Source organism: Nostoc sp. (assembly GCF_036916985.1).
GTDB lineage: Bacteria > Cyanobacteriota > Cyanobacteriia > Cyanobacteriales > Nostocaceae > Nostoc.
This window is the reverse complement of sequence record NZ_JBALFD010000052.1, coordinates 38,046-62,523: the sequence shown is the minus strand read 5'-3', so window position 1 is coordinate 62,523 and position 24,478 is coordinate 38,046. Positions and strand designations below refer to the sequence as shown.

Genomic DNA, 24,478 nt, shown 5'->3' with positions numbered 1-24,478 from the left:
ACATGGTTTGAGTATCGATCATTGGTCAATAGTCATTTGTAATTTCCCCCTCATCTGGTGCTGATTCAGATGAGTTGAGCCAGTGACCAAATTCTGCCACAAAGCGATCGCTTAATATTGCTTCTCTAATTTTTTGTGTAAAGCGAATTAGCTCAGTAATGTTGTGAATGCTCAATAAGGTATAAGCCAAAATTTCCTGCGATCGCACTAAATGAGATATGTAAGCACGGCTAAAATTTTGACAGGTGTAGCAATGACAAGTTTCATCTAAGGGCGTAAAATCTTCACGAAACTTAGCATTTTTCAAATTCCAGCGTCCGCCTTGGACTATCGCCGTTCCATGTCTCGCCCAGCGGGTGGGAATTACGCAATCAAATAAATCTACACCAGATGCGATCGCGATCGCCATTTCCCGATAAGTACCCACACCCATCAAGTAACGCGGCTTATCGGGGGGTAAAAGCGGTGCTGTCACTTTGACAATCTCAGCCATCATTTCCGGTGGTTCTCCCACACTAACGCCACCAATGGCGTATCCGGGCAAATCCAACTTAGCCAAAGCTTCAGCCGCACGGCAACGCAAATCCAAATACACGCCCCCTTGCACAATCCCAAACAACGCCTGCTCACTGTTTTGATGAGCCGTTATGCAACGTTCTAACCAGCGGTAAGTGCGCTCAGTTGCGGTTTCCACTTCTTCGCGAGTCGCTGGGTAAGGTGGACACTCATCAAAAGCCATAATCACATCTGCCCCCAAAGTATTTTGAATCTCAATGGAGCGCTCTGGTGTCAAGTTAATAATTCGTCCATCATGGGGTGAGCGGAAAGTTACACCTTCTTCAGTAATTTTTCGCATCTCACTTAAGCTGAATACCTGAAAACCACCCGAATCTGTGAGCATTGGGCCATTCCACCCCATAAATTTGTGCAACCCACCACCCCCAGCCACGATCGCTTCCCCTGGTTGTAGGTGAAGATGATAAGTATTGGATAGGATCATTTGTGCCCCAGTATCTCGTAGCTGGGCTGGAGTGATAGTTTTGACATTTGCCAGCGTTCCTACTGGCATAAATCTGGGGGTTTCGACAAGACCGTGAGGGGTGAAAAACACTCCAGCTCTAGCTTTGGTTTGGCTACAACAAGCAAGACATTGAAAAGAAAAATTCGCACTCATGCCATTTTGGATTTTAGATTTTAGATTTTGGATTGTGAAACGCTAATTGATGAAGAGTTTCAGAAATCCATAACTAGCAGCCATAAAACCAAATGGTATTAGGGCAAAATTAATATTATTTGGCTAAATTATGGACAAACATCAAAATTGGTAATTGAGTTTTAGTGAATACTTAAGCATTCACTACTAACTTAGTTACCAACTTTACGAGTATATACTGTAATAATTGTTATTTAGAAAGAATCAGAACAGTCATCGTCAATTTCTGCATCCCACCTGGCTGAGAGTACTTGCTCCATCATCGCTTCTATGGCGCTGACATTGAAACCTCGCTCTCGTCGCTCTTGTAAAGGGGTTGAGCGGGGAATTAACCGCAGACACACTCCTTCTTGCATCAAATCCAAGTAGGTTTCTTGTTGCGGTGACTGCTTGAGTTCCAAATAATCAAAACTACAAACATTCAGATATAACGCATTGTTAGCCACTAAGGTAGACCTTTGTGGATTGGCAAAAACCTCCATCACATCCCCTTCACCCTCGCTCAGTACCTTATCTTCTTGGGTGTAGATGTAGTGGACTCGACCTAAATCTGCCAGCAATCGCCGGATGTCGAGCTTATTCACAATGATGCCCGTGTTAATAATGCACGGAGCTGGTATCCTGGTGTCGGGTAGATGGTGACTCATAGGAAAATGGCGATTGAGCTAAGGAGAGCGGCGACATAGCTAAACTGTCATAATTGAGTAGCTTGTTTACTCCCTACATTTAAAAAAATATCAATTTTATGGGGCAATCGTCTAATAATTTGGAGGAAGTTTTTAGTTAACGAATACAAAACACAAATTTTGCTCCCTGATGGAATTTTCACTTCCTAAATCATTCGTTTTTTTGTATAAAAAGTACCTAAGATTATTTACTTACCACTTAGACCAGGATAACAAAATTTTCAAGGAGAATGTCTGATAGAAGTAAATCTTATCTAAAGTTTTAAAGTTTGGTCATGTCGGTTGTACCGAAATCAAGATTATTATCCAGCAGTTTACCAAAAATTAATGTTATTCCGATGACGAAACAGCAACAGTGGTGGAAAAAGCTGCTGTTAAAGTTGGCAGCTAGTATTATATTTTATACAATTATTCCACTGCCGTATTTGAGCGGATTGGACTTTCGAGGAGTAGCACATCTTGCTGTACTTGTTGGGTTGATAATTGGGGGAATTTTAGGGTTAGTGGATACGGGAATGGATTATATTGGTATGCCCGTGCTAACTCGTAGTGCTTTGGTAGTAAGTGTTTGGATTGGCATCACAGGAGGATTGCACTTAGATGGGGCAATGGATACTGCCGATGGTTTGGCAGTGGGCGATCCAGATCGGCGATTGGAAGTGATGGCAGATAGTGCTACAGGAGCCTTTGGGGCAATGGCTGCGATCGCCTTGGTGATACTAAAAATAACCGCCTTGACAGATATGCCAGAAAACCGTTGGTTGTTGCTAATAGCTGCTTGTGCCTGGGGACGTTGGGGACAGCAATTAGCGATCGCCCGATATCCCTATCTAAAAGCAACTGGTAAAGGTGCATTTCACAAACAAGCCATTCGCTCCTACAAAGATTTGTTACCGGGATTGTTATTGTTGTTGAGTTTGAGTGGTTTACTGGTGCTGATAGATAAACAGCAGCTATTTCTCGCACTGACAATGATAATTGCTGGAAGTGCGATCGCCACTTTAACTGGTGCATGGTTCAACCACAAACTAGGCGGACACACTGGAGATACCTACGGCGCAGTTGTTGAGTGGACTGAAGCCTTATTTCTCTGCGTATTGACCACTCTGTAAAGTTAGGAGTGAGGAGTGAAAAATCCAAACTCAGCACTCAGCACTCAGCACTCATTTAATCGGTTGCAACTTTGTCACTTTGAGTTTAAAAGCCCCAACCCCAGTTTCCCCAAAAGACCGGACACGAATCACATAATTCCCTGTCTCTACGATGCGAGTAAATAGTAGGGAATTGCTAGTGCCATCAGGTCCATCATCATTTTCTGCCAAAGTCGAACCATCAGGTGCTAGTAGTGTGATGATGCTGTCAAAGTTTTCAGATGACAGGTCAACTGCTAAATTATCGCCCTTCTGTAACTTCACTGTGTAATCACGAGCAAACCCACCTTGACCAGTGGGAATGTCTTTGTCTGAGAGGGTATCAGTAATTTCAGTACTGTTAGATAAAGGAATTGGACTATACAACTTATTTTGAGCAAAAGCTACACTTGTACTTATGCCGATTGCCAGCAATGTGGCAGGAATGATGATGAGTTGCTTTAAACCTGCCGCAAAAACTTTATTCATACATTTCAAGCAATTTTTCTACAAAAATAGGATAATTCGGTCAATTTATCAAAGAAGGCAGTCCTTCATCCGTCTTTGACAGCAGTGGCTACAGCTACTAATCCTAAGACTACAATTCCATACTGACGAAGTGTTTGCACAGCAGACCTGGCAGTTGCACCAGTAGTATAAATGTCGTCCACTAACAGCACTGGGATATTTGGAGGATGATGGCGAAATTCTTGCCCAACAGCAAAAGCTTGAGCCAAGTTTTTTTCTCGTTTAGATACTGATAAACCAAATTGCGCTTCCGTTTCTCGCACTCTTACTAGACCGTTTAGTTTCAATTTTAATCCAGTTATTTCGCAGAAGCTTTGTGCGATTAGTGCGGCTTGATTGTATTTACGTTGCTTTTGTTTGCTAGCGTGAAGTGGGATGGGAACTACCACAGGCTGGCTATCTCGCCTCGGTGAATTTAACAACCATGCTTCTCCTAACCATTGACCCAAAGGACGAGCTATTTCGGGTTTGTTTTCGTATTTCATCGCCGCGATCGCTCGTTTCACCGGGCCACCATACTCCCCCCAGCCAAACACTGGTATTGGCTCTTGCCATAGAGAAATTGGGTCTTTACGTTGACATTTTTGTAATTGTCTGGTGCAGTTCTGACAGAATTCTTGAGAAGTTGCGCGTTGACATAGGGGGCAATGGGATTGAAGAAAAAGATTGAGTAAGCCTGTGAGATTTTTAATCCAAATGTGCATTTTCAGAGTTAGGAGTTAGGAGTTAGGAGTTAGGAGTTAAAATTCATAACTCATAACTATTAACTGTTGTGCAGTGACTTCACATACACGCGATCGCACCTTGTTGTTTCTACCCCTGTTGCTGGAGTATAGCCGTTGCTTTCGTACAGTTTGACTGCTTCCACCAAAACACTGGCGGTTTCAATCCAAATTTGCCCAAATCCACGTTTTGCGATCGCTGCTTCTAGCTGTTGTAACAAATATTTCCCTAATCCTAAACCCCTGATGCTGGGCAAAAGATACATTTTGCGGATTTCTACAGCTTTTTCGCCTCGGTGTATGGGGTAGTATGCTCCAGTACCGACTAACTGGCTTTGGTGTTCAATTACCCAAAACTCTCCCCCAGTAGCTAAATAATATTCCTCTACTCGCAGCACATCTCGGTCAGCACCGTTTGGTTCCCAACCCAAACCGTATTCTGATAATACATAACTGATGACTTCGGCGGCTCTTGTGCGATCGCTTTGCACCCAATCACGAATTATAAAATCTTGATAATAGTTTTTCATTACCATTTGCTGGTCAAGTTTACACAGAAAAATTTTCCGCATCTATATCCCAATTTACCCAGCAAATAGCTTTTATGGCAGAGTCTATTTCAGACAATACTCTCAAGGTGTCAGAATATTAAGTCGCACATCGCGTAATCTAAGCTTACCCTTACTCAATCTTTAAATTATTTTCCTGGCCACAATGGGCGAGGTGTTGCAATGCCATATCCCTGTGCGTAATTAATTCCTAGTGCTGTAATTCGCTCTAAAATCGCGTCATTTTCCACAAACTCAGCAATCGTCTGAATACCCATCGCACTAGCAATGTGCGTGATTGCTGTCACGATCGCATTATCCACAGGATTCTCGACAATGTTACGAATAAAGCTCCCGTCAATTTTGAGGTAATCCACAGGCAGAGACTTGAGATAGGCAAACGACGACATCCCTACCCCAAAATCATCCAATGCAAAGCTACAGCCCATACCTTGAAGTAACTGAATGAACTGCTTGGCTTTGATCAGGTTGGCGATCGCCACAGTCTCGGTAATCTCAAAGCAAATGCGCTGGGGTGAAATGGGGTGTAGGATAAACTGCTCATGCAGGAAGTCAATGAACTGATCATCGTTGATGCTAGAGCCAGAAAGGTTAATCGCATAGATACTTTGTTCATTGTCAACGAAGGTTGACCAATTGCTAAACAGAGTCCGAATCACCCACCGATCAATCAGATGCATCATGTTGTACCGTTCTGCTGCGGGAATAAACGCCATCGGCAGCACTAAATTTCCCTGCTCATCCCGGAGCCGCAGCAGCACTTCATAATGGTCACCGTTTTGAGCCGCTGGGGTAATGGCGGCAATGGGTTGAGCATAGAGACAAAACCAATCATTTTCCAAGGCTTGAGAAATGCGGCTGACCCACTGCATCTCCCCACGCCGTTGCAGTTGCTCCTGATCTTGAGTCTGAGCAAAATACACGCGATTTCGCCCCCGGTTCTTCGAGGTATAGCAAGCTGCGTCAGCTGTCCTGATAATCTCTGTAAGGCTCTCGCTATTCATGTCGATACCGACTAAGCCGATACTTACTCCAATTGAGAATATCTGTTCTTCCCATACAAACCGGAACTTTTGAACACACGAAAGCAGATCATTGGCAACTCGTAAAGCTTGCTTTATCGTACATTGAGTGAGCAATACACCAAATTCATCACCGCCTAACCGTGCTAGTGTATCGGTTTTCCGAATCTTCTCCTGCAATAGGGCAGTAATTTGACGCAGTAATTCGTCTCCAGCTAGATGACCGCAGGTATCATTTACGATTTTGAAGTGATCGAGATCCAAATAGCACAATGCATGAACTTGGTAGTCTAAACAAGCAAGGCGCAATGCTTCTTCAACCCGCCGCTCAAACTCCTGGCGATTTACCAATCCGGTTAAAGCATCATGGGTTGCCTGCCAGGATAGCTGAGACGAAAGCTTGCGGTTCTGAGTCACGTCATGAAACACCATAACCGCGCCAATTATTTGTCCCTCACGATTGCGAATAGGCGCGGCTGAATCTTGAATCGCAATCTCTTGATTATTCTGATTAATTAAGACGGTATGGTTTGCTAAACTCACAACTCGATTTTCCTGTAACGCTTGCTCAATTGGGTTCTGAACTGACTCTCCTGTAGTTTCATCCACAATTGTCAAGACTTCTAATAATAGCAACCCTTGTGCAGATGCTTCACTACATCCGATCAGAGATTCTGCAACCGGATTGAGGTATTGAATCCTGCCAGAGGCATCTGTGGTAATAACTGCATCTCCGATCGAGTGCAACGTCACCTGAGCTAATTCTTTTTCTTGAAAAAGTGTTTCTTCGATTTGCTTGAGGGCTGTGATATCGCGTCCCACCGTTTGAAATTCTATAAAGCATCCTTTCTCGTCAAACAGCATCCGGTTATGCCACTGAGTCCAACGCACTCCATCTGCGACAAGTACGCGACTCTCAATAATGACAACAGGATTATCAGCACTTGTTGAAGCTATTAATTGAGCAACTCGCTCCCGATCTGCCTCAAAAATAATGGGTTGATAGTTGCTGCCGATCAGTTCCTCTGGCGATCGCCGAAAATAAAGTGCATAAGCTTGGTTGACAAAGGTGAGTGTACCGTCTGGTAAATATCGGGCAATGAATTCAGTCTGATCTTCGACAATGGCACGGTAGCGAATCTCGCTTTGTTTGAGAGCAATTTCTGCCTGCTTGCGTTCTGTAATATCTTGGGCAGTCCCATAGAGGCGAATTACTTTTCCATCCGCGTTAAATTCTGCATGGCCAATCCCCTCAATATAAAGAGTAGACTCGTAAGTTGGAGACGCACGCAGAATGAGTTTGTAGGATTCGCCAGTTAAGATTGCCCGTTCGATAGCTTGTGCTAATTTTCCTGCGTCTTCTGCCCAGTACAGTTGCAGATTTTCTTGATAGTCCGGCTCTCCTTGTCTGGGATCTCGATTAAAGAGGGCAAAAAGCTGCTTTGACCAGGTAATTTTGCCATTTGCAAGTTCAAACTCCCAATTACCGCAACGAGCAACTTGCTGAGATTCTTCTAATAAGGCTTCGCTGTTACGTAGTGTTTCTTCAACACGTTTGAGGTCGGTGACATCCACCACCATCCCATCCCAAAGCACGTGACCATCCTGCAACTGGCGTGGGGTGGAACGAAAATGGAGCCATTTAAGCCGAGCGCTGGGCGTTTGGATTCGCAGTTGTATATCAAACACCGAGAGATTCCGCAGGGATTCATCGACTGCTGCCAACAGGAGTGGTACATCCTCTGGGATGAACTGGCGATAGAGCAAACTTGAATCTGTCAGTGTATCTTCTGCGCTGACTTCCATCAGTTTTTCAATCCCCGCGCTGATATAAGCAAAGCGATCGCTGCCATCCAATTCACGGATTAGCTTATAAATTGCCCCATTGGGAAGATTATCGCCAATTCGCCGCAACATCCCTTCACGCTCTTGTAGTGCGAGTTCTGCTTGTTTGCGATTGCTGATTTCCTGCTCTAGTTCTCGGTTGGCTGCCTCCAGTTGTGCAGAACTGGGGAGAGCAAGTGCCTTTGGTATCAACTCTATCAACACAATACTTGTGTACACTGATATTAAAGCCGTGATGGCTTTAATGCAACCACTTAGCCAATAGGTAGGATACCATAGCGTCCAAATCTCCATTAGGTGAGTGGTACCACAAGTAATAATAAATGTAGCGAATAGCAGAAATATCCAGTTGAACGGCAAATCCTGACGCTTGCGGACAAAATAAATTAAGGTGACGGGAATTGAATAATAAGCAAGTGCAATTAAACTATCGGATAAAATATGCAGCCCCATTAAGTCTGATTGCCAAAGATAGCAATGACCGTGGGGTATAAACTGTTTATAAGCAAGAAGGATTTTCCAATATTCCAGCATCAAGTTATCAGATAAATCTAGCATCAAGTTATCTGACAACTATAAGGGCTTATTCTGCAACTGACTTTTTACGTCATCTGGAAAAGCTAACGATTGACCTAACCCCCTAGCCCCCTTCCCGTTTCGGGAAGGGGGAAAATTCAAAGTCTCTCTCCTTGTAAGCTACCGTGTATACACAAGTCTTAAAATTCCCCCTAGTACTTGGTTTCGTCATCTAGCAATAGGATTGTGCGATCGCTCCAGAAGCCTGTCCGCAGCGATCGCGAGTGCATGTCGCAGACAAGCAATCGCTTTAACCACGGGATTATGTGATAACTTCGCTCCGTTATCACCCAATACAGTTCAGTTAAGCAATTTTTCCCTTCTCTTTCCTCTCTCTGTGTCCTCTGCGCCTCTGTGGTAGCCTGCGGCAAGCCCTCCGGGTGACGCTCCTAACGTCGCTAACGCTGCGCTAACAGCAGTCGCTCATGGGCGAAACCCCCTTGGCGCTAGCCTCTCCCTTTGGGAGAAGACCGCGCTGCTTCACCGCTTTGCGTCTACGTTAACGTGAGTTCGACAAGTCTTATTTGACCTCTCCCCCAGCCCCTCTCTGACACGGAGAGGGGAGCAAAAAGCTTAATTTTTCGTTGCTCCTCCCTTTCCGTTTAGGAGAGGGAGGTTGGGAGGGAGAGGTTCATCAAACTCACGTTACGTTAAAAAAAACGACTTTGACAAAGAGTGCTAGCCTTAACTGAACCGTATTGCGTTATCACTGCGTTCGTAATGACAATTTAAGGGGTCTATAACGCCTGAAACCCTTTCAGATATCACTTGTGTATACACCGTAGCTTTGTAGGAGAGAGATTTTCCAGATATCGTGAAAAGTCAGATTGCAAGCCGAGGCATTAACAATGCAAGTCGATACATTAACAATGTAAGTCGATACATTAACAATGCAAGCCGATACATTAACAATGCAAGTCGATACATTAACAATGCAAGTCGATACATTAACAATGCAAGCCGATACATTAACAATGCAAGCCGATGCATTAACATTGTTGGGTATTGCCAAATTTAATTTGCTACGAATTAATAAAATGCTGTACTAAGATATTTTTCAAGGATGACTTTTTAGCAGAAAGATGTGACACATACCAAAACTGTAGGTTTGATTTTGGCGGTCAGTTGGCAGCAACAGCTATTACTGAACCTGGTACAATTTCGGTCTGTTGTTCCTTGGTTAAATGAATAAAGTCAGAAAGAAAAAGCCACCATCTACATAGACAGTGAACCGGAATTATCGAAGTGAGCCTGATTAGAAGTGTAATTAACTGACAATTCCAAGATTGTTGTAGATTTCGATGAGATTGCCATCAGGATCGCGAAAATGAGCTGTGCGAATTCCCCAGTCTGAGCGATCTTGTGGTTCAGTCACAACGATCGCATTCTGAGCCTTTACTTGCTCATAAACCTCATCCACGTTATCGACTGCGAAAATTAAGACAGTTTTATCTCGATTGACAACGTAAGAAGGCTGTTCGATTCTGGGGACTACTTCAGCCATTAATTCTTTTTTAAACAAACCCAATTTGAGATATCCGGTATTAAACTCAGCATATCCGCTATCTTCATCGCCCCAATCGACATCAAACTTTAGCAGATCGCGGTAGAACAGAAAAGAATCTTTATAGTTTGAGACAAGTAGTCTCAGGTGTGTTAACTGAAGCTTCATATCTGTTCCCTTGGTCTACTAACTGTGAATTCTAGGTTCTGGGTGCAAAGTTGCCAGCAACTCGCTTTCGACAGTTGCCAATTCATCAAGCCGTTGCATGACTATTTCTCTGTCGAAGTAAGTAGCAGCTAAAACCCAATATATACCGTAGTGACGCGCTTCGGATGCCATTAACCCACGATAAAATTTTGCTAACTCTGGCTCTGGACAGTGAGCAGCTAGTAGTCCCAGGCGTTCGTGAGAACGAGCTTCGATTAAACCAGTGACTAGTAAGGAATCCAGAAATCGCTCAGGTTCTTTGGGGCGTACAGCAGCTTTTAAACCCGCGCCGTAGGGAGGCGGTGGTAGGGGAGCCAGGGGAATATTCCGGCGTTCTAACCATTGGTTAACTAGTTCAAAGTGTTCAAGTTCTTCGCGGGCGATCGCAGTTAGTTCCCGCACCATTTTAGTATTAGAAGGGTAGCGAAACATCATATTTAAGGCTACGCCTGCGGCTTTGCGTTCACAGTGGGAGTGATCGAGTAAAATAATATCTAAGTTAGCGATCGCTTGTTCAACCCAAGCAGAACTAGTGGGCTGTTTCAGGACGTTGATAGTTGGTAACTGAGTAAGCACAGAGTCAGAAAACTCCAGAATTTTAATTTAGGTAAGTATCCTCGCAAGCTGATTTTAACGGAATATTCTGTGAACAAGGCTCAATAATTCATTGGCGGTGAAAGGTTTCACTAAAAAGCCTTGGATACCAATACCCATAGTTTGTGCTAATGCCTCAGACCTAGCTAATCCACTCATGGCAACAATTTGCACTTGTGGGTTGATGATTTGCAGGGTGTTGATGGTTGTTTCCCCACCCATTAACGGCATCATTATATCCATCAGCACTAGCCTAATTTCATCTTTATGTTCGGTGTACAGGGCAATGGCCTCAATCCCATTTTGGGCAGTCAATACTTTGTAGTTAGAGAATTCCAATGTGGTTTTGGTGATCTGAGTGATGGCTACTTCATCATCGACAACTAAAATCAATTCTCCCTGACCTCTTGGCAGTTCTATTTCATCTATTACTTGAGAAATGCTGCCCTCCTTGCTTGGCAGGTATACTTGGAATTTTGTTCCAATTCCTACTTCGCTGGCTACTTCCACAAAACCACCGTGGCTTTTGACGATGCCCATCAATATAGATAAACCCAATCCTGTACCCTTACCTACTTCTTTGGTGGTGAAAAAGGGATCAAAAATGCGATCGATAATTTCTGAGTGAATGCCAACTCCAGTATCCGTAACTGTAATCTTCACGTAGGAATTAACTGTTGCCCCAATGTGCATCTTGGCATAGTTTTCATCAATGAACACCTTGGCGGCAGAAATACAGAGTTTACCGCCATGAGGCATGGCATCACGAGCATTGACTACTAGGTTCATTAACACCTGATGCAGTGCGGTGCTGTCTCCGACAACCATCCCGACATTTGGCGCTATATCTGTTTTGATATCGATCAATTTGGGAAATGCTTGTTGGACTATCTGTTTGATGTCTTCGATGAGTTGTGATACAAGCACAATTGTGTGTTCTCTTTCATAACCACCGGTAAATGACAAAATTTGCCCCACCAAATCACCGCCCCGTTTGGCATTGGTTTCTAGTATCTTCAGCATTTGCAGCGAAACGTCATCAAGATGGGGATATTTTAGGGGCAGCAGATGAGCAATTCCCATGATTGGAGTGAGAAGATTGTTGAGATCGTGAGCGATACCGCTAGCGAGAGTGCCTAAGCTTTCTAAACGTTGACTACGCAATAGCTGAGTTTCAAGTTGTTTTTTTTCGGTAATATCGGTGTCAATCATCAAGATTGATTTAGGCAAGCCGACGGCATCAAGCATCAACGTCCAGCGGCTAGCAATGATTATTTCCCTACCATCTTTTCTAAATTTATACAACTCTCCCTGCCATGTTCCATGCTCAATAACAGTTTTCTGAGCTATTGATAGTAGAGGTGAGGTTTTTTTAAATAAAAGTTCACAGGCGTTTTTTCCTTGAGCTTCCTGAATTTGCCAGCCGTACATCTTCTCTGCGCCTTGGTTCCAGAATAAGATTTGGTTGTGCAAATCTTCTACAATAATTGCATCTGTTGTGATGTCTAATAGGGCAGCTTGTTCGCGAATTTTCTGCTCTTGCTGGTGGCGAGCGCTAATGTCTCTGAATAACCAACGTAAGTTTCCAGTTTTACCCTGATGACTATCTTGCACAGCGATCGCTGTTAGTTCTGCGGGAAAGTCTGTAGTTCCTTCTTCATGAAAAAACCGTAATTCTTCTCTGCGGATTTGCCCCTGCTGTTGCAATTGCAGCATAATTTGACGAAATTTCTGCCGTTCTGTCTGATGCACAAATACAGCTAGTGGTTTACCAATCAGGTAAGACTGGCGCACCTTCAATAACTTAGCCGCAGCATAATTAGCTTCCTGGATAATTCCAGTAGCATCTGTAAGCAAGTAACCATCTGGGGCAAAGTTAAATAAATCGTAATAACGTTGGCTTTCTGCTTCTAGCAAATTGCGTGTAGCGATCAATTCCTCATTTTGTTGCTGTAACTCTTCCAGAGAAATAGATATTTCGGTCATCGCTTGCTGCAAAAGCTCTTTAGGGGAATCCTGCCCTATATATTTCTCTGCCGCCAGACTTGCAAGCTGTGAGAGATTTTCCAGTCGTTGATGCGCCTCGACAATCGCTTGTTTAAAATTTTCCTTAGTCATTTGTAGTTTTCTCCGATGATTGCTTTGATCAAGAAACGCAGAAGAAAAACTGACCTCTGCTTCAGTAAAGCGACCAGAGATAGCAAGAATTTAATACAATGCCCTTCAGCATTTTTATCGTAAATTAAATGGTTTAATACCTCTACATCATATAGCATCAGTTATTCTGGGGGAGCTTGCTACAGTCGGGGTTTAAATCCCTGTTTTTAATTTTTAATTCTTAATAAGAATAATTTATAACTCAGGAGTCAGAATTCCTAATGAATTCTGTACGAGTGGGTAATGAATATTGGCTCTATTCCTTTATGGGTAGAAAATTCAGAATTCTGTTAGCGCAGCAGGGCGTAGCCCATTCAGAATTCTGAATCCTAGTTTATTTGTTATTCCTGTTGCTGCCGTTCCTCCATCTCTTGAGTAGAAATCATACTATTGACTCTCTCTATATCTACCATCATCAAAACTGCTCCTCGCATTTCAATGCCAAGTAGCGGAGTAATTGCCAGGTAACATTTTATTTGCCTACCCCGACGATTGGTAGCATCGAAGATCATTTCTTGAAACTGTTTTTTCCCGGATAGAGAGTCGCGAATAGGCGATCGCAACTGCTCAACAGGTAGCCCAATATCTAGGCTGAAGATAGACTTTCCAATCACTTCATCAGTCCGCAATCCCCATAAATCTTCTACCATGTAATTCCAAATAGAGATATTAAAGCTGCTATCAATTACCACTATTCCTGTTTGGAAGCTCCTGAGAATAGAGGCAAGAAAAATGTTTGTGCGATTTAGTTCTGTGGTGCGTTCGCTCAGTTCGTGATTAATTGTCTGTAGTTCTTCATTAGTCGATTGGAGTTCTTCATTCATCGTCTCCAATTCTTCATTAGTAGATTGGAGTTCTTCGTTAGTAGTTTCTAATTCTTCATTAGTAGATTGGAGTTCTTCGTTAGTAGTTTCTAATTCTTCATTAGTAGATTGGAGTTCTTCGTTAGTAGTTTCTAATTCCTGTTGTGAACGTTGCAGAGCATCTTGGAGTTTAATATAACGGGTGACATCATGAAAGGAGATACTGACCCCTAAAAAGCTGGTGTCTGTTTCTTGTAAAGGCGTAATTTGCACATCCAGATATTGGGTTTCTGTGTTAGACAAATAGCGCTCTACATTTGTGAGGCTCACAGGACGGCGTTCAGTATAAGCCCGTTCAATTAGCGATCGCAATTCAACCGGCCGATAAGAAAGTTCTAGATCCTGGAAGGGACGAGCTAAATCTTTGGGAGAAAGGGCGAACAAAGTCCGCGCTTGCTCGTTTACCATTACCAGAGTGCCATTGATATCAATGATTATCTGGGCAATTGGGGCTGTGTCAAAACCCATATCTCGCAACCGGAGGTGTCTAGCCAAACGGCTGCTAGATTCATCATCTACTGAATTTGCCATAACTAAAAGGCGATCGCGTAGATTCACTGTTGATACTTTAGTAAATATCCGGTTTTTTAAGTCAAGTGGTAGAAACAGACTAGAATGCATCAATAGCATCTCTGCTTTCCCCAAAAACAGAAAGCCATCATCATTGAGTGCAAAATGAAACCGGGCCAGAATTCGTCCTTGAGTCTCAGAATTAAAATACATTAATGTATTGCGGCTGACCAGTAAATCTAAGCGCGAAATGGGCGCATCCTGAAGCAGATCGTGGCGACCAAAAATTACTGAGCGGCGCAAGTCTTGGCGGAAAACATAGCGATTGCCGACACTTTCAAAGTATTTCTGGCGCAGTTCATCTGGCACTGCTTGGACATCTTTTGCTGAATATACAGCAAGACGTGCTTGGTTGAGAGCATCTTCATCTACATCTGTAGCGTAGATTTTCACTCGTTGGCGAAATTCCTCTGCTCCCAATATTTCAGCCATCAACATTGCTAGGGTATAAGCTTCTTCTCCAGAAGCACAGCCAGCACTCCAGATGCGAATTTGGTCAGATTTCTTTTTATTTCTAATTAGATTAGGCAGTATTTCTCCTGCAATATGTTCCCAAGCTGATGAATCTCGAAAAAAAGCAGTAACGTTAATTAGGATAGTATTGAAAAGATAATTGAATTCTTCTGGATAAACTTCTAGATAGTCTTGATATTCTTCAAAATTTTCTATAGTTAATGACTGCATCCGTTTGAGTACCCGACGTATCAAAGTCGAGCGTTTATAGCCTGTAAAATCAAATCCCCGGCTTTGTCTGAGATAAATCAGTAGATTTTCAAATTTGGGATTTCTTTCGGCAGAAGTCATAGGTAGAGGCAAGAGAGCAGGTGGCAAAGGAATGGAGTTCCGATCTGAGTCTGCGAGTATCAAAGACTCATTAAACTATGTTGACACTAAGTTGGTTGAACTCTAAAATATATCTTCTCCGCTCCCATGCCCTTTTTTCTTCTCAGCTTCTCAGCTTAGTTAAATTCTCCTACAACCAAAGTCACAAGGGTGCTAGAAATTTCATCAAGGGGGAGAATAAAATCTACATTGCCAGTTTGAATGGCGGCGGAGGGCATTCCGGGAAATTCGGCGCTTTTTACGTCTTGGACAATAATAGTACCGCCCATTTTTTTAATCGCTTCTACTCCCGTAGCCCCATCGCTACCTGTTCCAGTTAATACAACAGCGATCGCTCTTTCTTGATAAATAGCTGCAACCGATTCAAATAATAAATCAGCCGAAGGACGTAAAAAATGTACTAATTTCGACTGTGATAAGGAAAGAGTGCCGTCACCCTTAACCACCAGGTGACGATTGGGTGGAGCAATATAAGCTGTTCCTGGGGTCAGACGATCTCCTTCTTGTGCTTGTTTGACAGTAATAGCCGTTCGCCGACTGAGAATTTCTGCCATGAACGAGCGGTGTTGGGGACCGAGGTGTTGCACAATGGCGATCGCGGCTGGAAATTTTTCAGGTAGAGTTGATAGCACTTTAACTAAAGCAGTCAGACCGCCTGCCGAGGCTGCGATCGCTACTATATCAAAGGCAGTATTAGTAAAGTGAAGTGGATGATTTTTGGCATTTTCTGCCATTTGAATCATGATTTTCCATCTATGACTATCTGCCTAACTTTTTTAGCTACAGATAGCATTAATAAAGTTACGATTTTTATCTTTGCTTAAGTAAATTATACAGTATATCCGAACTACCTTCAGCTTTTTTGCTTTTAAGTAAGTATACGCAATTAAATATATAGCAATCCGATAGCGAAGCGGTAGCGAGTCAGACGCTCCTGCGTCGCTAACGCTGCGCTATCGAGCGTCTTTGATTTCTGAATCACTCGTAGAGGTAAGGGACTGGGGACTGGGAACTGGGAAGAAGGAATAAAGGTGTACTGAGTTTTGTTCAAAAATCAAATATGAGTCCTATAAAATGTAATTGCGAGCGGAACCAAGTTAAGCGTGGCAATCTCAATACTGCTTGGATAAGCAGGGGAGGCAAAACTCTTCCCCTGCTCAAGAACTGCTTGCCTCAACCAAGAAATTCCAAAACCTATTACCTATCACGTTGATATGTTAACCTTCCTGCTCTAGAATGCGTTTCGCCTCCAAAAGCTGCTGCTTATGTTCTTCACTAACTGTTGGGTATTGCAGATTTAATTCTTCTAATTTTGTGCAGATGATATTGGCAACGGTCAGGCGTGTAAACCATTTGCGATCGGCAGGAATAATATACCACGGGGCCCATTTAGTACTAGTATTGTTAAAAACCTCTTCATAAGCATTCATATAATCATCCCAAAAAGCTCGTTCTCGAACATCATTATCTGAAAACTTCCAATTCTTTTCAGGAAATTCTATCCGTTCTAAAAAACGTTTCTTCTGCTCTGATTTTGAGACATTTAGAAAAAATTTTAGGATGATTACACCGTTATTTACCAAATATTTTTCAAAATTATTGATTTCTTCAAAACGCTGTTTCCATATCTTTTTTCCATCAGGAAACTTGGGAAGTTGCTGTTTTTTCAGCATTTCTGGATGGACACGAACTACTAAGACTTCTTCATAGTATGAACGATTGAATATGCCAATTCGACCTCTTTCTGGCAAGGACTTCATTGAACGCCACAGATAATCATGGTCTAATTCTTCCGTACTGGGCCCCTTAAAACCAAACACCTGAAATCCTTGTGGGTTCACCCCAGAAGTCACGTGTTTAATAGTGCTATCTTTGCCAGCAGCATCCATTGCTTGAAAAATAATTAACAAAGAATAGGTGTTTTGAGCATAGAGAATATTTTGGTAATTAGCTAGTCGTTCAATGTCTTTCTGTAATTTGATTGCAGCATCAGTTTTTTCATTAAACTCAGTCTTATAAGCTGGGTCATAGTTTTTTTTCAGAGAAATCTTTGAACCTGGCGGAACAATGAAAGCATCATGATTCATATATAAAATCTCCTAATTGCTAATTAATAGCCAAGCATACTTGAAAGTATTAATGACCGAAAATTATAATTTATTAATCAATTACTTCCGTTGCTTTGTTATAGGACGCATTGCTTCACGTCCCAAGATAAACATCCCCGTGACACCTAAGCTGACAAACCAAACATATTGATACCAATATTGCCGAATTTTCTCAACTGTACTGAGTTCTGGATGCAATGTAGTTAAGTATAGCAGTAGCACTAATATCATGAGTGCCCCAAAGCCGACAAGGCTCAAGCCAACAAGAATTCGTGCCGAACGCAGTTCAAAATCACTAATAGTATTTAGGTCAATTTCTGCTAGTTCCTTAAAGGATTCATCTGCCAAAGATGAGGTTTCTTGAAATCTATTGCTCAGTTTTGGTGGCAAAATCGGCGATAGTGTTGCTACAGTTGGGTGACGTAGCAAAGCTTCAGTATCTCGCAATAACTGTAGTGGCTTACGAGTAGTCGTTGGTTGAGCAAACTCTATGTTGTCTGTAGGAGTTGGGGTATTGGTTTTGCTTTCAAAATCCATAGCACGCTTCAGAAGAACCAGGATATACATAAGCCTAGCGAATTAGGAGGTAAATGTACCAAAATAATTCGTAATACTCGCCTCTGGCGAGAACCAAGCTACGTAATTCGTAATTCGTAATTAATTCATTACAGAACCACGAAAACATCACTTTGTTCATTTTCATAAAAAGTGATGGGAAAATCGAAGCCATTAATACTAATGACCAATGACTAATGACCGAAAAGGATACAAGCCCATAAATCAATTGATGGGGATCATTAATTTTGAATTTTGTTAGCGCAGCGTTAGCGAGTCTTCTCCCAAAGGAAGACGCTAAGAGCGATAGCGCAGCGTTAGCGAGTCATCGAGCGTCACGAGCGTCATTTTAAATTGGGAGCGTTCGCGCAGCGTCTCGTAGAGAAGCGACTACTCGTCCATCTCTTTTAATGTAGCTAATGCTGAAGGAGATAAACGACTGAGATAGCGGAATATCCAGTATTTAAAGATAGTGTTTAAAATCACTGGGAATGTAGCAATAAAGAAAAAGATGACATTTCTACTGGCTGGTAGACCTAAATGTTCTGCCAATCCTGCCAGAAGGACTTCCCAGCCATCTGGGGAGTGAAATCCTACAAATATATCTGTAAATAAAATAATCAAAAAAGCTTTAGCACTATCGCTAAGACCATAGACAATAGTATCCATAAAAGACTTGAGAATCACAATTTCTCTTTTACTCAGAGCGATAATTATCCCAAAAGAAAATAGCGAGATTAAATCAGCAAAAACATTACCCAGATTACTATTACTTTTGGCGCGAAATTCTTCAGATATTTCAACAGCTTTGTCTTTGATTTTTTCTTGAATTGACTCTGAAGAAAGTGGCGGCGCTTGATTAAGCAAATATTCAAATCTCAGTGATTGTTGAAAATTTTGTAATTCATGGAGAGCTTCTTTTTCCATGTCAGAATTGATGAAAATTTGAGTTATATTATCTCCTCTAACTCTTTGTAATATTGGAGTTACTAAAAATTCTTTAGATAAAAACTGAGTTAAAAGCGGTACAATAATTAGAATTACCAAAAATCTCAAGGCAATTATTGTTCTACTTTTAGAAATGCGATAATTTCTGAGAAACTCTTCTTCTGTCTGGGGTGCAAAATCTTCTTGGATTTTATGAATTGTTCTGCCGATAGAACCCGGAATCACCCCATTTATTTGAGTTGGAGGTTTAACATCAATATTATTGATGTTAGATGAGTTTGGCTGTCTTTTTACTCTGGTCAGATTATTTGTGAGAGGTTGAGAAGTTGACGCTAATGGGCTGTTGTTAATTATTTCATCTTTGATAGCGTATCTTTCTACGACTTCATCAATAACCTTTAGTTTTTCTAACAAAACAGAATTAGAAATATTGACAACTCCCCGACTAAGTTGAAATTCTGCCAGCCTGATTTTAATAATAGTTAGGTTCTTATTGAGATATACTTGCCAATAAGACATGACATTTTCAGTATATTTTACTGACTGTGAGGATATTTTTTTGCGATCAAAATGTTCGTCCTCAATGCTTTTAATTCTTTGAGCGGCTTGGTAAGCTTCTAAGAGTGCCCTTTCTGGTGTATTTAACAACCAACGGTTAAGCGATCGCAAATATCCTTTGAAACTTTGGCGGAGTGATTCTGCTGTTTTTGCAAATGAATCTTTCATTACATATATGACTATTTAGATAATATGTATTATAGTTATATAAACAAGAAAAATGGGTAATAACTAGTTTAAAATATTGACTATACTACTACAGCAACTTGCCTAAATTTCCAGTATCTTAATGCCTACAATAGTCGGGGTCTTGCCCGCGATAACTTAGAAAATTTCTAGGGGGCAATTGATGACTATAACCGAGCCATACAGATTAACCCCAAAGATGTCGCTCCTTACAATACAAATAATAACGCGCTTCGTCTTGCATAGAAGGATGCACAGCAAGAAATAAGTATTCTGGCAATCAAACAGGGGTAGATCATAGACTAGCGATCGCTTCAGCAACTAGTTTAGAAACAAAGGGCAAAATAGCCCGACTCTTAGCCTGTGCTTTCCCTTCAGTAAAAACTACTAAGAGATAGGGACGTTGTTCTGGTAACTCAATATAGGCGGCATCATGGCGAACTTGACTTGTCCAACCTGCTTTTGACCAAATTTGAGCATTTTCTGGAAGTCCACCGCCTAAGAATCCTGTCACCTGATTTTCCTCAGCATCAGGAGACAAATCATTGAGAGGACGTTTCAGTAAAGCCATCATGGCTTGCGATCGCCCACTTGAAACCGCTACCCCACCAACAATACTATGCAGTAAGCGCGCGATCGCATTTGTGGTTAACATATTGCGATTTTCCAGCAACTCTCCCACAAACGTCCGTTCCCGTCCATAAGGGCCATCACCCCAAGTTTTTTGACAGACGTTAATCGTCTCCATCTCTTCCCAACCCAACGATTGGTAATAGCGGTTCACAATATTACGCTGATATTGCCAGGTTTCAAAGGGCCCAGTTGGTAATTCCGGCCCTGAGGTAGTGCCAGTCAAAATATCCACAACCAAGCTAGTAGCATCATTACTAGAATCCACAATCATATCGCGCAAGGCTCGCTCCAACTCCTTGGAAGTTTGAGTCATGCCTTTTTCTAGCCATTCGTTTACCGCCACCAGGTAAAATAGCTTGACTACACTGGCAGGATAAATCCGTTCAACACCACGATAAGTAAAACCACGAACTGGGTGATCCCAAAAAGCGTTGGGAGTCAGCGCACCACCAGTATTTACTCGCACTGGTGGATCGTAAACAACCCAAGTCAGGGCAATTTGATTACGCGCTAAGGTTGGAAATTCTGCCCAAGCTGCATCTAAAATACCATTACCCAGATTTTCTAGTTGATCGTCTTTATTAAAAAAAATCATTCTCTTTCTCTAATAATGTCCTTTAATCTAAAATCACAAATCCAAAATCCAAAATCAGGAGAGTATCAGTGTTTAGCTGACTTGAATTTATATGATTCTCCTGAATGTACGCGTTTAGCAACTCAAGCCGCATCTGGGCGACATTTATGGGTAACATCAAATTATCAAAATTTAGCAGTCGAAGTTTATTTATGTGAAGATGATTATCCGGGATGGGTATCTCTTTCAGATTTGGATTCATTACAACCTGCTACTGTACCTTATCAGGCGGCAACATTTTCTGAATCTGAAATTAAAAAATTCCTCACAGAGATTATCGCCTTTACCCAAAAAGCGATGCAACAATCAAATTATTATCTTTGGGGTGGTACGGTTGGGCCAAATTATGACTGTTCTGGGTTGATGCAGGCGGCGTTTGCTTCGGTAGGGATTTGGCTACCTAGAGATGCCTATCAACAGGAAGGATTCACTCAACCAATTACGATTGCCGAATTGGCAGCTGGGGATCTAGTATTTTTTGGAAGTAGCCAAAAAGCCACCCATGTCGGACTTTATTTGGCCGATGGTTATTATATTCATAGTTCTGGGAAAGATCAGGGACGGGATGGGATTGGGATTGATGTTCTTTCGGAACAGGGAGATCGGGTTAGTCTGTCATATTATCAGCAGGTGCGGGGTGCTGGTAGAGTTTTTAAGAGTTACGAACCACAGAGACGCTGAGGGTGCTGAGGCTTATGAGGAGTGGGTTAGTTGATCAAGGGGTGATGGGGGAAAATGGGGGGATTTCAGCAATTGTCCCAGATGTTTCAGTGGTGGTGCCGATACATGACGAGGTAGAAAGTTTGCCGCTTTTACTAGAAGCGATCGCATCTACTTTAGCCTCTAGTCAGATAAGTTATGAAATCATTTGTGTGGATGATGGTTCTACAGATGGTTCTGGGGATTTTCTCAAAAAAGAGGCGCAAATCCGCACTGATTTAAAGGCGGTGATTTTGCGTCGCAATTACGGACAAACGGCGGCGATGGCTGCGGGATTTTATTATGCAGTCGGTAAAGCGATCGTCACTTTAGATGCCGATCTCCAGAACGATCCAGCTGATATCCCCATGTTATTAGCAAAGCTGGATGAAGGTTACGATTTAGTGAGTGGTTGGCGGCAAAAACGTCAAGATGGTGCTGTAAATCGGTTACTTCCTTCCAAAATTGCCAATTGGCTAATTCGACGTACTACTAGCGTGAATATTCATGATTATGGTTGTTCATTGAAAGCCTATCGTCCCGAACTGTTAGCAGATATGAACCTCTACGGGGAATTACACCGATTTTTACCTGCTTTGGCGTACATCGAAGGAGCTAGAATTACCGAAGTACCTGTACGTCATCATGCCCGTCGTTTTGGTCGTAGTAAATATGGAATTTGGCGGACATTCCGGGTGTTGATGGATTTGTTAACCATTCTGTTTATGAAAAAATTCCTCACCCGTCCGATGCACGTTTTTGGGCTGTTGGGCTTGATTTCAATGTTTTCGGGCACTGCGATCGGCATTTACTTGACTTTCGTCAAATTGGCTCTAGGTGAGATGATTGGCAATCGCCCTTTACTGATTTTAGCAGTTCTCCTGCTGGTAACGGGAGTACAGTTGTTTTGTTTCGGTCTTTTAGCAGAATTACTTATGCGTACATACCATGAATCCCAAGGACGGCCCATATATCGCGTGCGAGAAGTAGTAGCAAAAAATGTTAAGTAAGGTAACAATAGTCATTGGGCATTGGAAAGAGGCAGAGGCGCAGGGTGCGGGGGGCGGAGGGGAAAATTCTTCTCCCTGCTCCCTTGCTTCTTCCCTGCTCCCTCTCATCCCAATCCCCAGTCCCTAGTCCCCAGTCCCTAACGATTGACAAAAAACTCATCAAATCGCATCTACCTTGAAATCATTTAATACCTTTGACACCGAACTACGGCGCAGCCTGCTTGTTTTATTTACAGCAGGTTTATTATTCTGGTCGAGTATGTCTTCGCTCTTACCAACCCTACCGCTTTACATCGATGAAGTGGGCGCAAGTAAGCAAGAGATTGGGCTTGTTATGGGCAGTTTCGCCATTGGGTTATTACTATCTCGCCCGACGTTGGGAAAACTAGCCGATGAACGTAGCCGCAAAATTGTCTTGCTGATTGGGACAATAGTTGCTATGGTCGCACCCTTTGGTTACTTAGCAACCCAATCAATTGGACTGTTAATTCTGGTGCGAATTTTTCACGGCATTAGCGTTGCTGCTTTTACCACTGGCTACAGCGCCTTAGTCGCAGATTTAGCTCCCGCCCAAACTCGTGGTGAAATCATTGGTTACATGAGCCTGACAACTCCCATTGGTTTAGCAATTGGCCCTGCCTTGGGAGGGTATTTAGAAGCTACAAGTGGTTACGGCCCGTTATTTTTGTTATCCGCTGAATTGGGTTTTGTCGCCTTCTTGGGGATTGTACAAGTCACTAATCCGCCAGCGCAAATACAGGAGCAAACTGAAGAAGGGAATCGCAACTTTTGGCAAATTTTGCTCAGTCCACGGGTGAAAGTTCCAACTATAGTGATGTTGCTGGTTGGTTTATCCCTTGGTGCTATACATACCTTTGTGTCGCTGTTCCTCAAATCCACTAATCTGGACTTCAATGGCGGACTGTTTTTTACAGCTGCGGCAATTTCTAGTTTTAGTATCAGAATATTTTCTGGTAAGGCAAGCGATCGCTTCGGTCGTGGTTTATTTATTACCTTTGGTATTTTTTGCTACGTTTTAGCGTTACTACTGCTGTGGCAGGCTAACAGTGCGATCGTTTTCTTACTGGCTGCGATCGCTGAAGGTGCGGGTGGTGGTACACTGATCTCGATGATGATCACCATGATGGCAGACCGCTCCCTACCTCAAGAGCGGGGGAAAGTTTTTGCTATATGCATAGCTGGACTTGATATGGGGATTGCGATCGCTGCTCCTCTTTTGGGTATCATCGCAGAACTTGTAGGCTACCGAAATATGTTTGGCTACGGTGCTGCAATCACTTTTTTAGCACTTGTGGTCTTTCTCACCCGATCGAGCAAAGACTTATCCAACTCCCTACGCTTCGCACTAGGTCTAGCTCCAGATGCTTACGCCTTAAACGACTTAAAACTTAGGAGTGATGAAATTTAACTCATCACTCCTAACCTTCAACTCTTAACTTTTAAAAACGGGCGAGGAGGGATTCGAACCCCCGACACCGTGGTCCGTAGCCACGTGCTCTAGTCCACTGAGCTACACGCCCTCACCGACAATCTATATTAACACGTTCTAACCAAATGACGCAAGATAATTTTCCATCTAATTTTGCGAACCTCACCCATCTAGATCGTCAAGGACAGGCACAGATGGTGGATGTGTCTGATAAAGCACCCACCATTCGCCAAGCCGTAGCCGCGGCCAATGTGCGGATGTTGCCAGCCACCTTCGCTGCCATTCAAGCCGGAAATGTTCCCAAAGGGGATGTGTTAGCAACTGCAAGATTGGCTGGAATTATGGCAGCCAAACAAACAGCAACTTTAATTCCTCTGTGTCATCCCTTGCCTTTGCAAAAAATCGCAGTCGAAATTACACCCGATCCCCAACTACCTGGTTATCAAATTCAAGCCACAGTCAAAACTAAAGCTGAAACCGGTGTAGAGATGGAAGCCTTAACCGCCGTTTCTGTAGCTGCCCTGACTTTATACGATATGGCAAAGGCCTTAGAAAAGTCGATTCAAATTGAATCCATTCGTTTAATAAGTAAGAGTGGCGGGACATCAGGGGATTATTTCCCACTGGAGCAATAAGCTAGACTATTTTGGGGCATGGGGATCATTAAT

Annotated in this window: 22 protein-coding genes and 1 tRNA gene; 6 read left to right on the top strand and 17 right to left on the bottom strand. The window is 42.6% G+C overall.

The genetic code is table 11. The annotated features are described in order from the left end of the window. Positions 1–25: 25 nt before the first annotated feature. Together tgt and V7L07_RS17815 are read right to left on the bottom strand one after the other, a co-directional pair. A complete protein-coding gene (gene tgt / locus V7L07_RS17820; protein WP_292853970.1) occupies positions 26–1,174 on the bottom strand; it encodes a tRNA guanosine(34) transglycosylase Tgt in 1,149 nt (382 codons plus the stop codon). A 233-nt stretch (positions 1,175–1,407) separates the two neighbouring features. Continuing rightward, positions 1,408–1,860: a hypothetical protein gene (locus V7L07_RS17815; RefSeq protein WP_335060005.1), complete on the bottom strand. Its 453-nt coding sequence runs from the start codon at positions 1,858–1,860 to the stop codon at positions 1,408–1,410. Positions 1,861–2,237: 377 nt separating this feature from the next. On the opposite strand from V7L07_RS17815, the gene cobS reads away from it, so the two are divergent. Then, complete coding sequence (gene cobS / locus V7L07_RS17810) at positions 2,238–3,011, top strand: adenosylcobinamide-GDP ribazoletransferase (protein WP_335060121.1); 774 nt, start codon at positions 2,238–2,240, stop codon at positions 3,009–3,011. A 51-nt stretch (positions 3,012–3,062) separates the two neighbouring features. Here cobS and V7L07_RS17805 read toward each other — a convergent pair whose 3' ends face one another. The 4 genes from V7L07_RS17805 to V7L07_RS17790 form a co-directional block, all read right to left on the bottom strand. After that, on the bottom strand, positions 3,063–3,518 hold the full coding sequence (locus V7L07_RS17805; RefSeq protein ID WP_335060003.1) for a PPC domain-containing protein: 456 nt from the start codon (positions 3,516–3,518) through the stop codon (positions 3,063–3,065). 65 nt (positions 3,519–3,583) lie between these two features. After that, the gene (locus V7L07_RS17800; protein ID WP_335060001.1) at positions 3,584–4,261 is read right to left on the bottom strand and encodes a ComF family protein; all 678 of its coding nucleotides are present in this window, start codon (positions 4,259–4,261) and stop codon (positions 3,584–3,586) included. Between the two features lie 59 nt (positions 4,262–4,320). Continuing rightward, on the bottom strand, positions 4,321–4,809 hold the full coding sequence (locus V7L07_RS17795; protein ID WP_335059999.1) for a GNAT family N-acetyltransferase: 489 nt from the start codon (positions 4,807–4,809) through the stop codon (positions 4,321–4,323). Between the two features lie 167 nt (positions 4,810–4,976). Further along, positions 4,977–8,273 carry an EAL domain-containing protein gene (locus V7L07_RS17790; protein ID WP_442936064.1) on the bottom strand — a complete coding sequence of 1,099 codons (3,297 nt, stop codon included), beginning with the start codon at positions 8,271–8,273 and terminating at the stop codon, positions 4,977–4,979. A 908-nt stretch (positions 8,274–9,181) separates the two neighbouring features. Here V7L07_RS17790 and V7L07_RS17785 point away from each other — a divergent pair. Continuing rightward, positions 9,182–9,340 (top strand): hypothetical protein, encoded by a 159-nt coding sequence (locus V7L07_RS17785; protein ID WP_335059997.1) that lies wholly within the window; start codon positions 9,182–9,184, stop codon positions 9,338–9,340. Positions 9,341–9,558: 218 nt separating this feature from the next. Here V7L07_RS17785 and V7L07_RS17780 read toward each other — a convergent pair whose 3' ends face one another. From V7L07_RS17780 to V7L07_RS17735, 10 genes are all read right to left on the bottom strand, one after another. Further along, positions 9,559–9,963 carry a VOC family protein gene (locus tag V7L07_RS17780; RefSeq protein ID WP_335059995.1) on the bottom strand — a complete coding sequence of 135 codons (405 nt, stop codon included), beginning with the start codon at positions 9,961–9,963 and terminating at the stop codon, positions 9,559–9,561. Positions 9,964–9,981: 18 nt separating this feature from the next. Continuing rightward, positions 9,982–10,578 (bottom strand): tRNA-(ms[2]io[6]A)-hydroxylase, encoded by a 597-nt coding sequence (locus V7L07_RS17775; protein WP_334694533.1) that lies wholly within the window; start codon positions 10,576–10,578, stop codon positions 9,982–9,984. Positions 10,579–10,632: 54 nt separating this feature from the next. Then, positions 10,633–12,714, bottom strand: coding sequence for a PAS domain-containing hybrid sensor histidine kinase/response regulator (locus tag V7L07_RS17770; protein ID WP_335059993.1), 2,082 nt, complete (start codon positions 12,712–12,714; stop codon positions 10,633–10,635). Positions 12,715–13,094: 380 nt separating this feature from the next. Beyond that, positions 13,095–14,990 (bottom strand): CheR family methyltransferase, encoded by a 1,896-nt coding sequence (locus V7L07_RS17765; protein WP_335059991.1) that lies wholly within the window; start codon positions 14,988–14,990, stop codon positions 13,095–13,097. Between the two features lie 155 nt (positions 14,991–15,145). After that, positions 15,146–15,772 carry a chemotaxis protein CheB gene (locus V7L07_RS17760; protein WP_335059989.1) on the bottom strand — a complete coding sequence of 209 codons (627 nt, stop codon included), beginning with the start codon at positions 15,770–15,772 and terminating at the stop codon, positions 15,146–15,148. A gap of 143 nt (positions 15,773–15,915) precedes the next feature. Then, a complete protein-coding gene (locus V7L07_RS17755; protein ID WP_335059987.1) occupies positions 15,916–16,080 on the bottom strand; it encodes a hypothetical protein in 165 nt (54 codons plus the stop codon). Between the two features lie 166 nt (positions 16,081–16,246). After that, a complete protein-coding gene (locus tag V7L07_RS17750) occupies positions 16,247–17,116 on the bottom strand; it encodes a polyphosphate kinase 2 family protein (RefSeq protein WP_335059985.1) in 870 nt (289 codons plus the stop codon). 81 nt (positions 17,117–17,197) lie between these two features. Further along, the gene (locus V7L07_RS17745) at positions 17,198–17,674 is read right to left on the bottom strand and encodes a hypothetical protein (RefSeq protein ID WP_335059983.1); all 477 of its coding nucleotides are present in this window, start codon (positions 17,672–17,674) and stop codon (positions 17,198–17,200) included. A 408-nt stretch (positions 17,675–18,082) separates the two neighbouring features. Next, positions 18,083–19,366, bottom strand: a complete 1,284-nt coding sequence (locus tag V7L07_RS17740) for a proton extrusion protein PcxA (protein WP_335059981.1) — start codon at positions 19,364–19,366, stop codon at positions 18,083–18,085. A 313-nt stretch (positions 19,367–19,679) separates the two neighbouring features. Further along, the gene (locus V7L07_RS17735; RefSeq protein WP_335059979.1) at positions 19,680–20,612 is read right to left on the bottom strand and encodes a serine hydrolase; all 933 of its coding nucleotides are present in this window, start codon (positions 20,610–20,612) and stop codon (positions 19,680–19,682) included. A 15-nt stretch (positions 20,613–20,627) separates the two neighbouring features. Between V7L07_RS17735 and V7L07_RS17730 the strand changes: the two genes are divergently transcribed. The 3 genes from V7L07_RS17730 (at position 20,628) to V7L07_RS17720 (ending at position 23,789) form a co-directional block, all read left to right on the top strand. Then, complete coding sequence (locus V7L07_RS17730; RefSeq protein WP_335059977.1) at positions 20,628–21,332, top strand: C40 family peptidase; 705 nt, start codon at positions 20,628–20,630, stop codon at positions 21,330–21,332. Positions 21,333–21,346: 14 nt separating this feature from the next. Beyond that, positions 21,347–22,360: a glycosyltransferase family 2 protein gene (locus V7L07_RS17725; RefSeq protein WP_335059975.1), complete on the top strand. Its 1,014-nt coding sequence runs from the start codon at positions 21,347–21,349 to the stop codon at positions 22,358–22,360. 175 nt (positions 22,361–22,535) lie between these two features. Then, a complete protein-coding gene (locus V7L07_RS17720; RefSeq protein WP_335059973.1) occupies positions 22,536–23,789 on the top strand; it encodes an MFS transporter in 1,254 nt (417 codons plus the stop codon). 38 nt (positions 23,790–23,827) lie between these two features. Here V7L07_RS17720 and V7L07_RS17715 read toward each other — a convergent pair. Further along, positions 23,828–23,901 (bottom strand) — tRNA-Arg (locus tag V7L07_RS17715). A 34-nt stretch (positions 23,902–23,935) separates the two neighbouring features. Between V7L07_RS17715 and moaC the strand changes: the two genes are divergently transcribed. After that, positions 23,936–24,445, top strand: a complete 510-nt coding sequence (moaC, locus tag V7L07_RS17710; protein WP_335059971.1) for a cyclic pyranopterin monophosphate synthase MoaC — start codon at positions 23,936–23,938, stop codon at positions 24,443–24,445. Positions 24,446–24,478 lie beyond the last annotated feature (33 nt).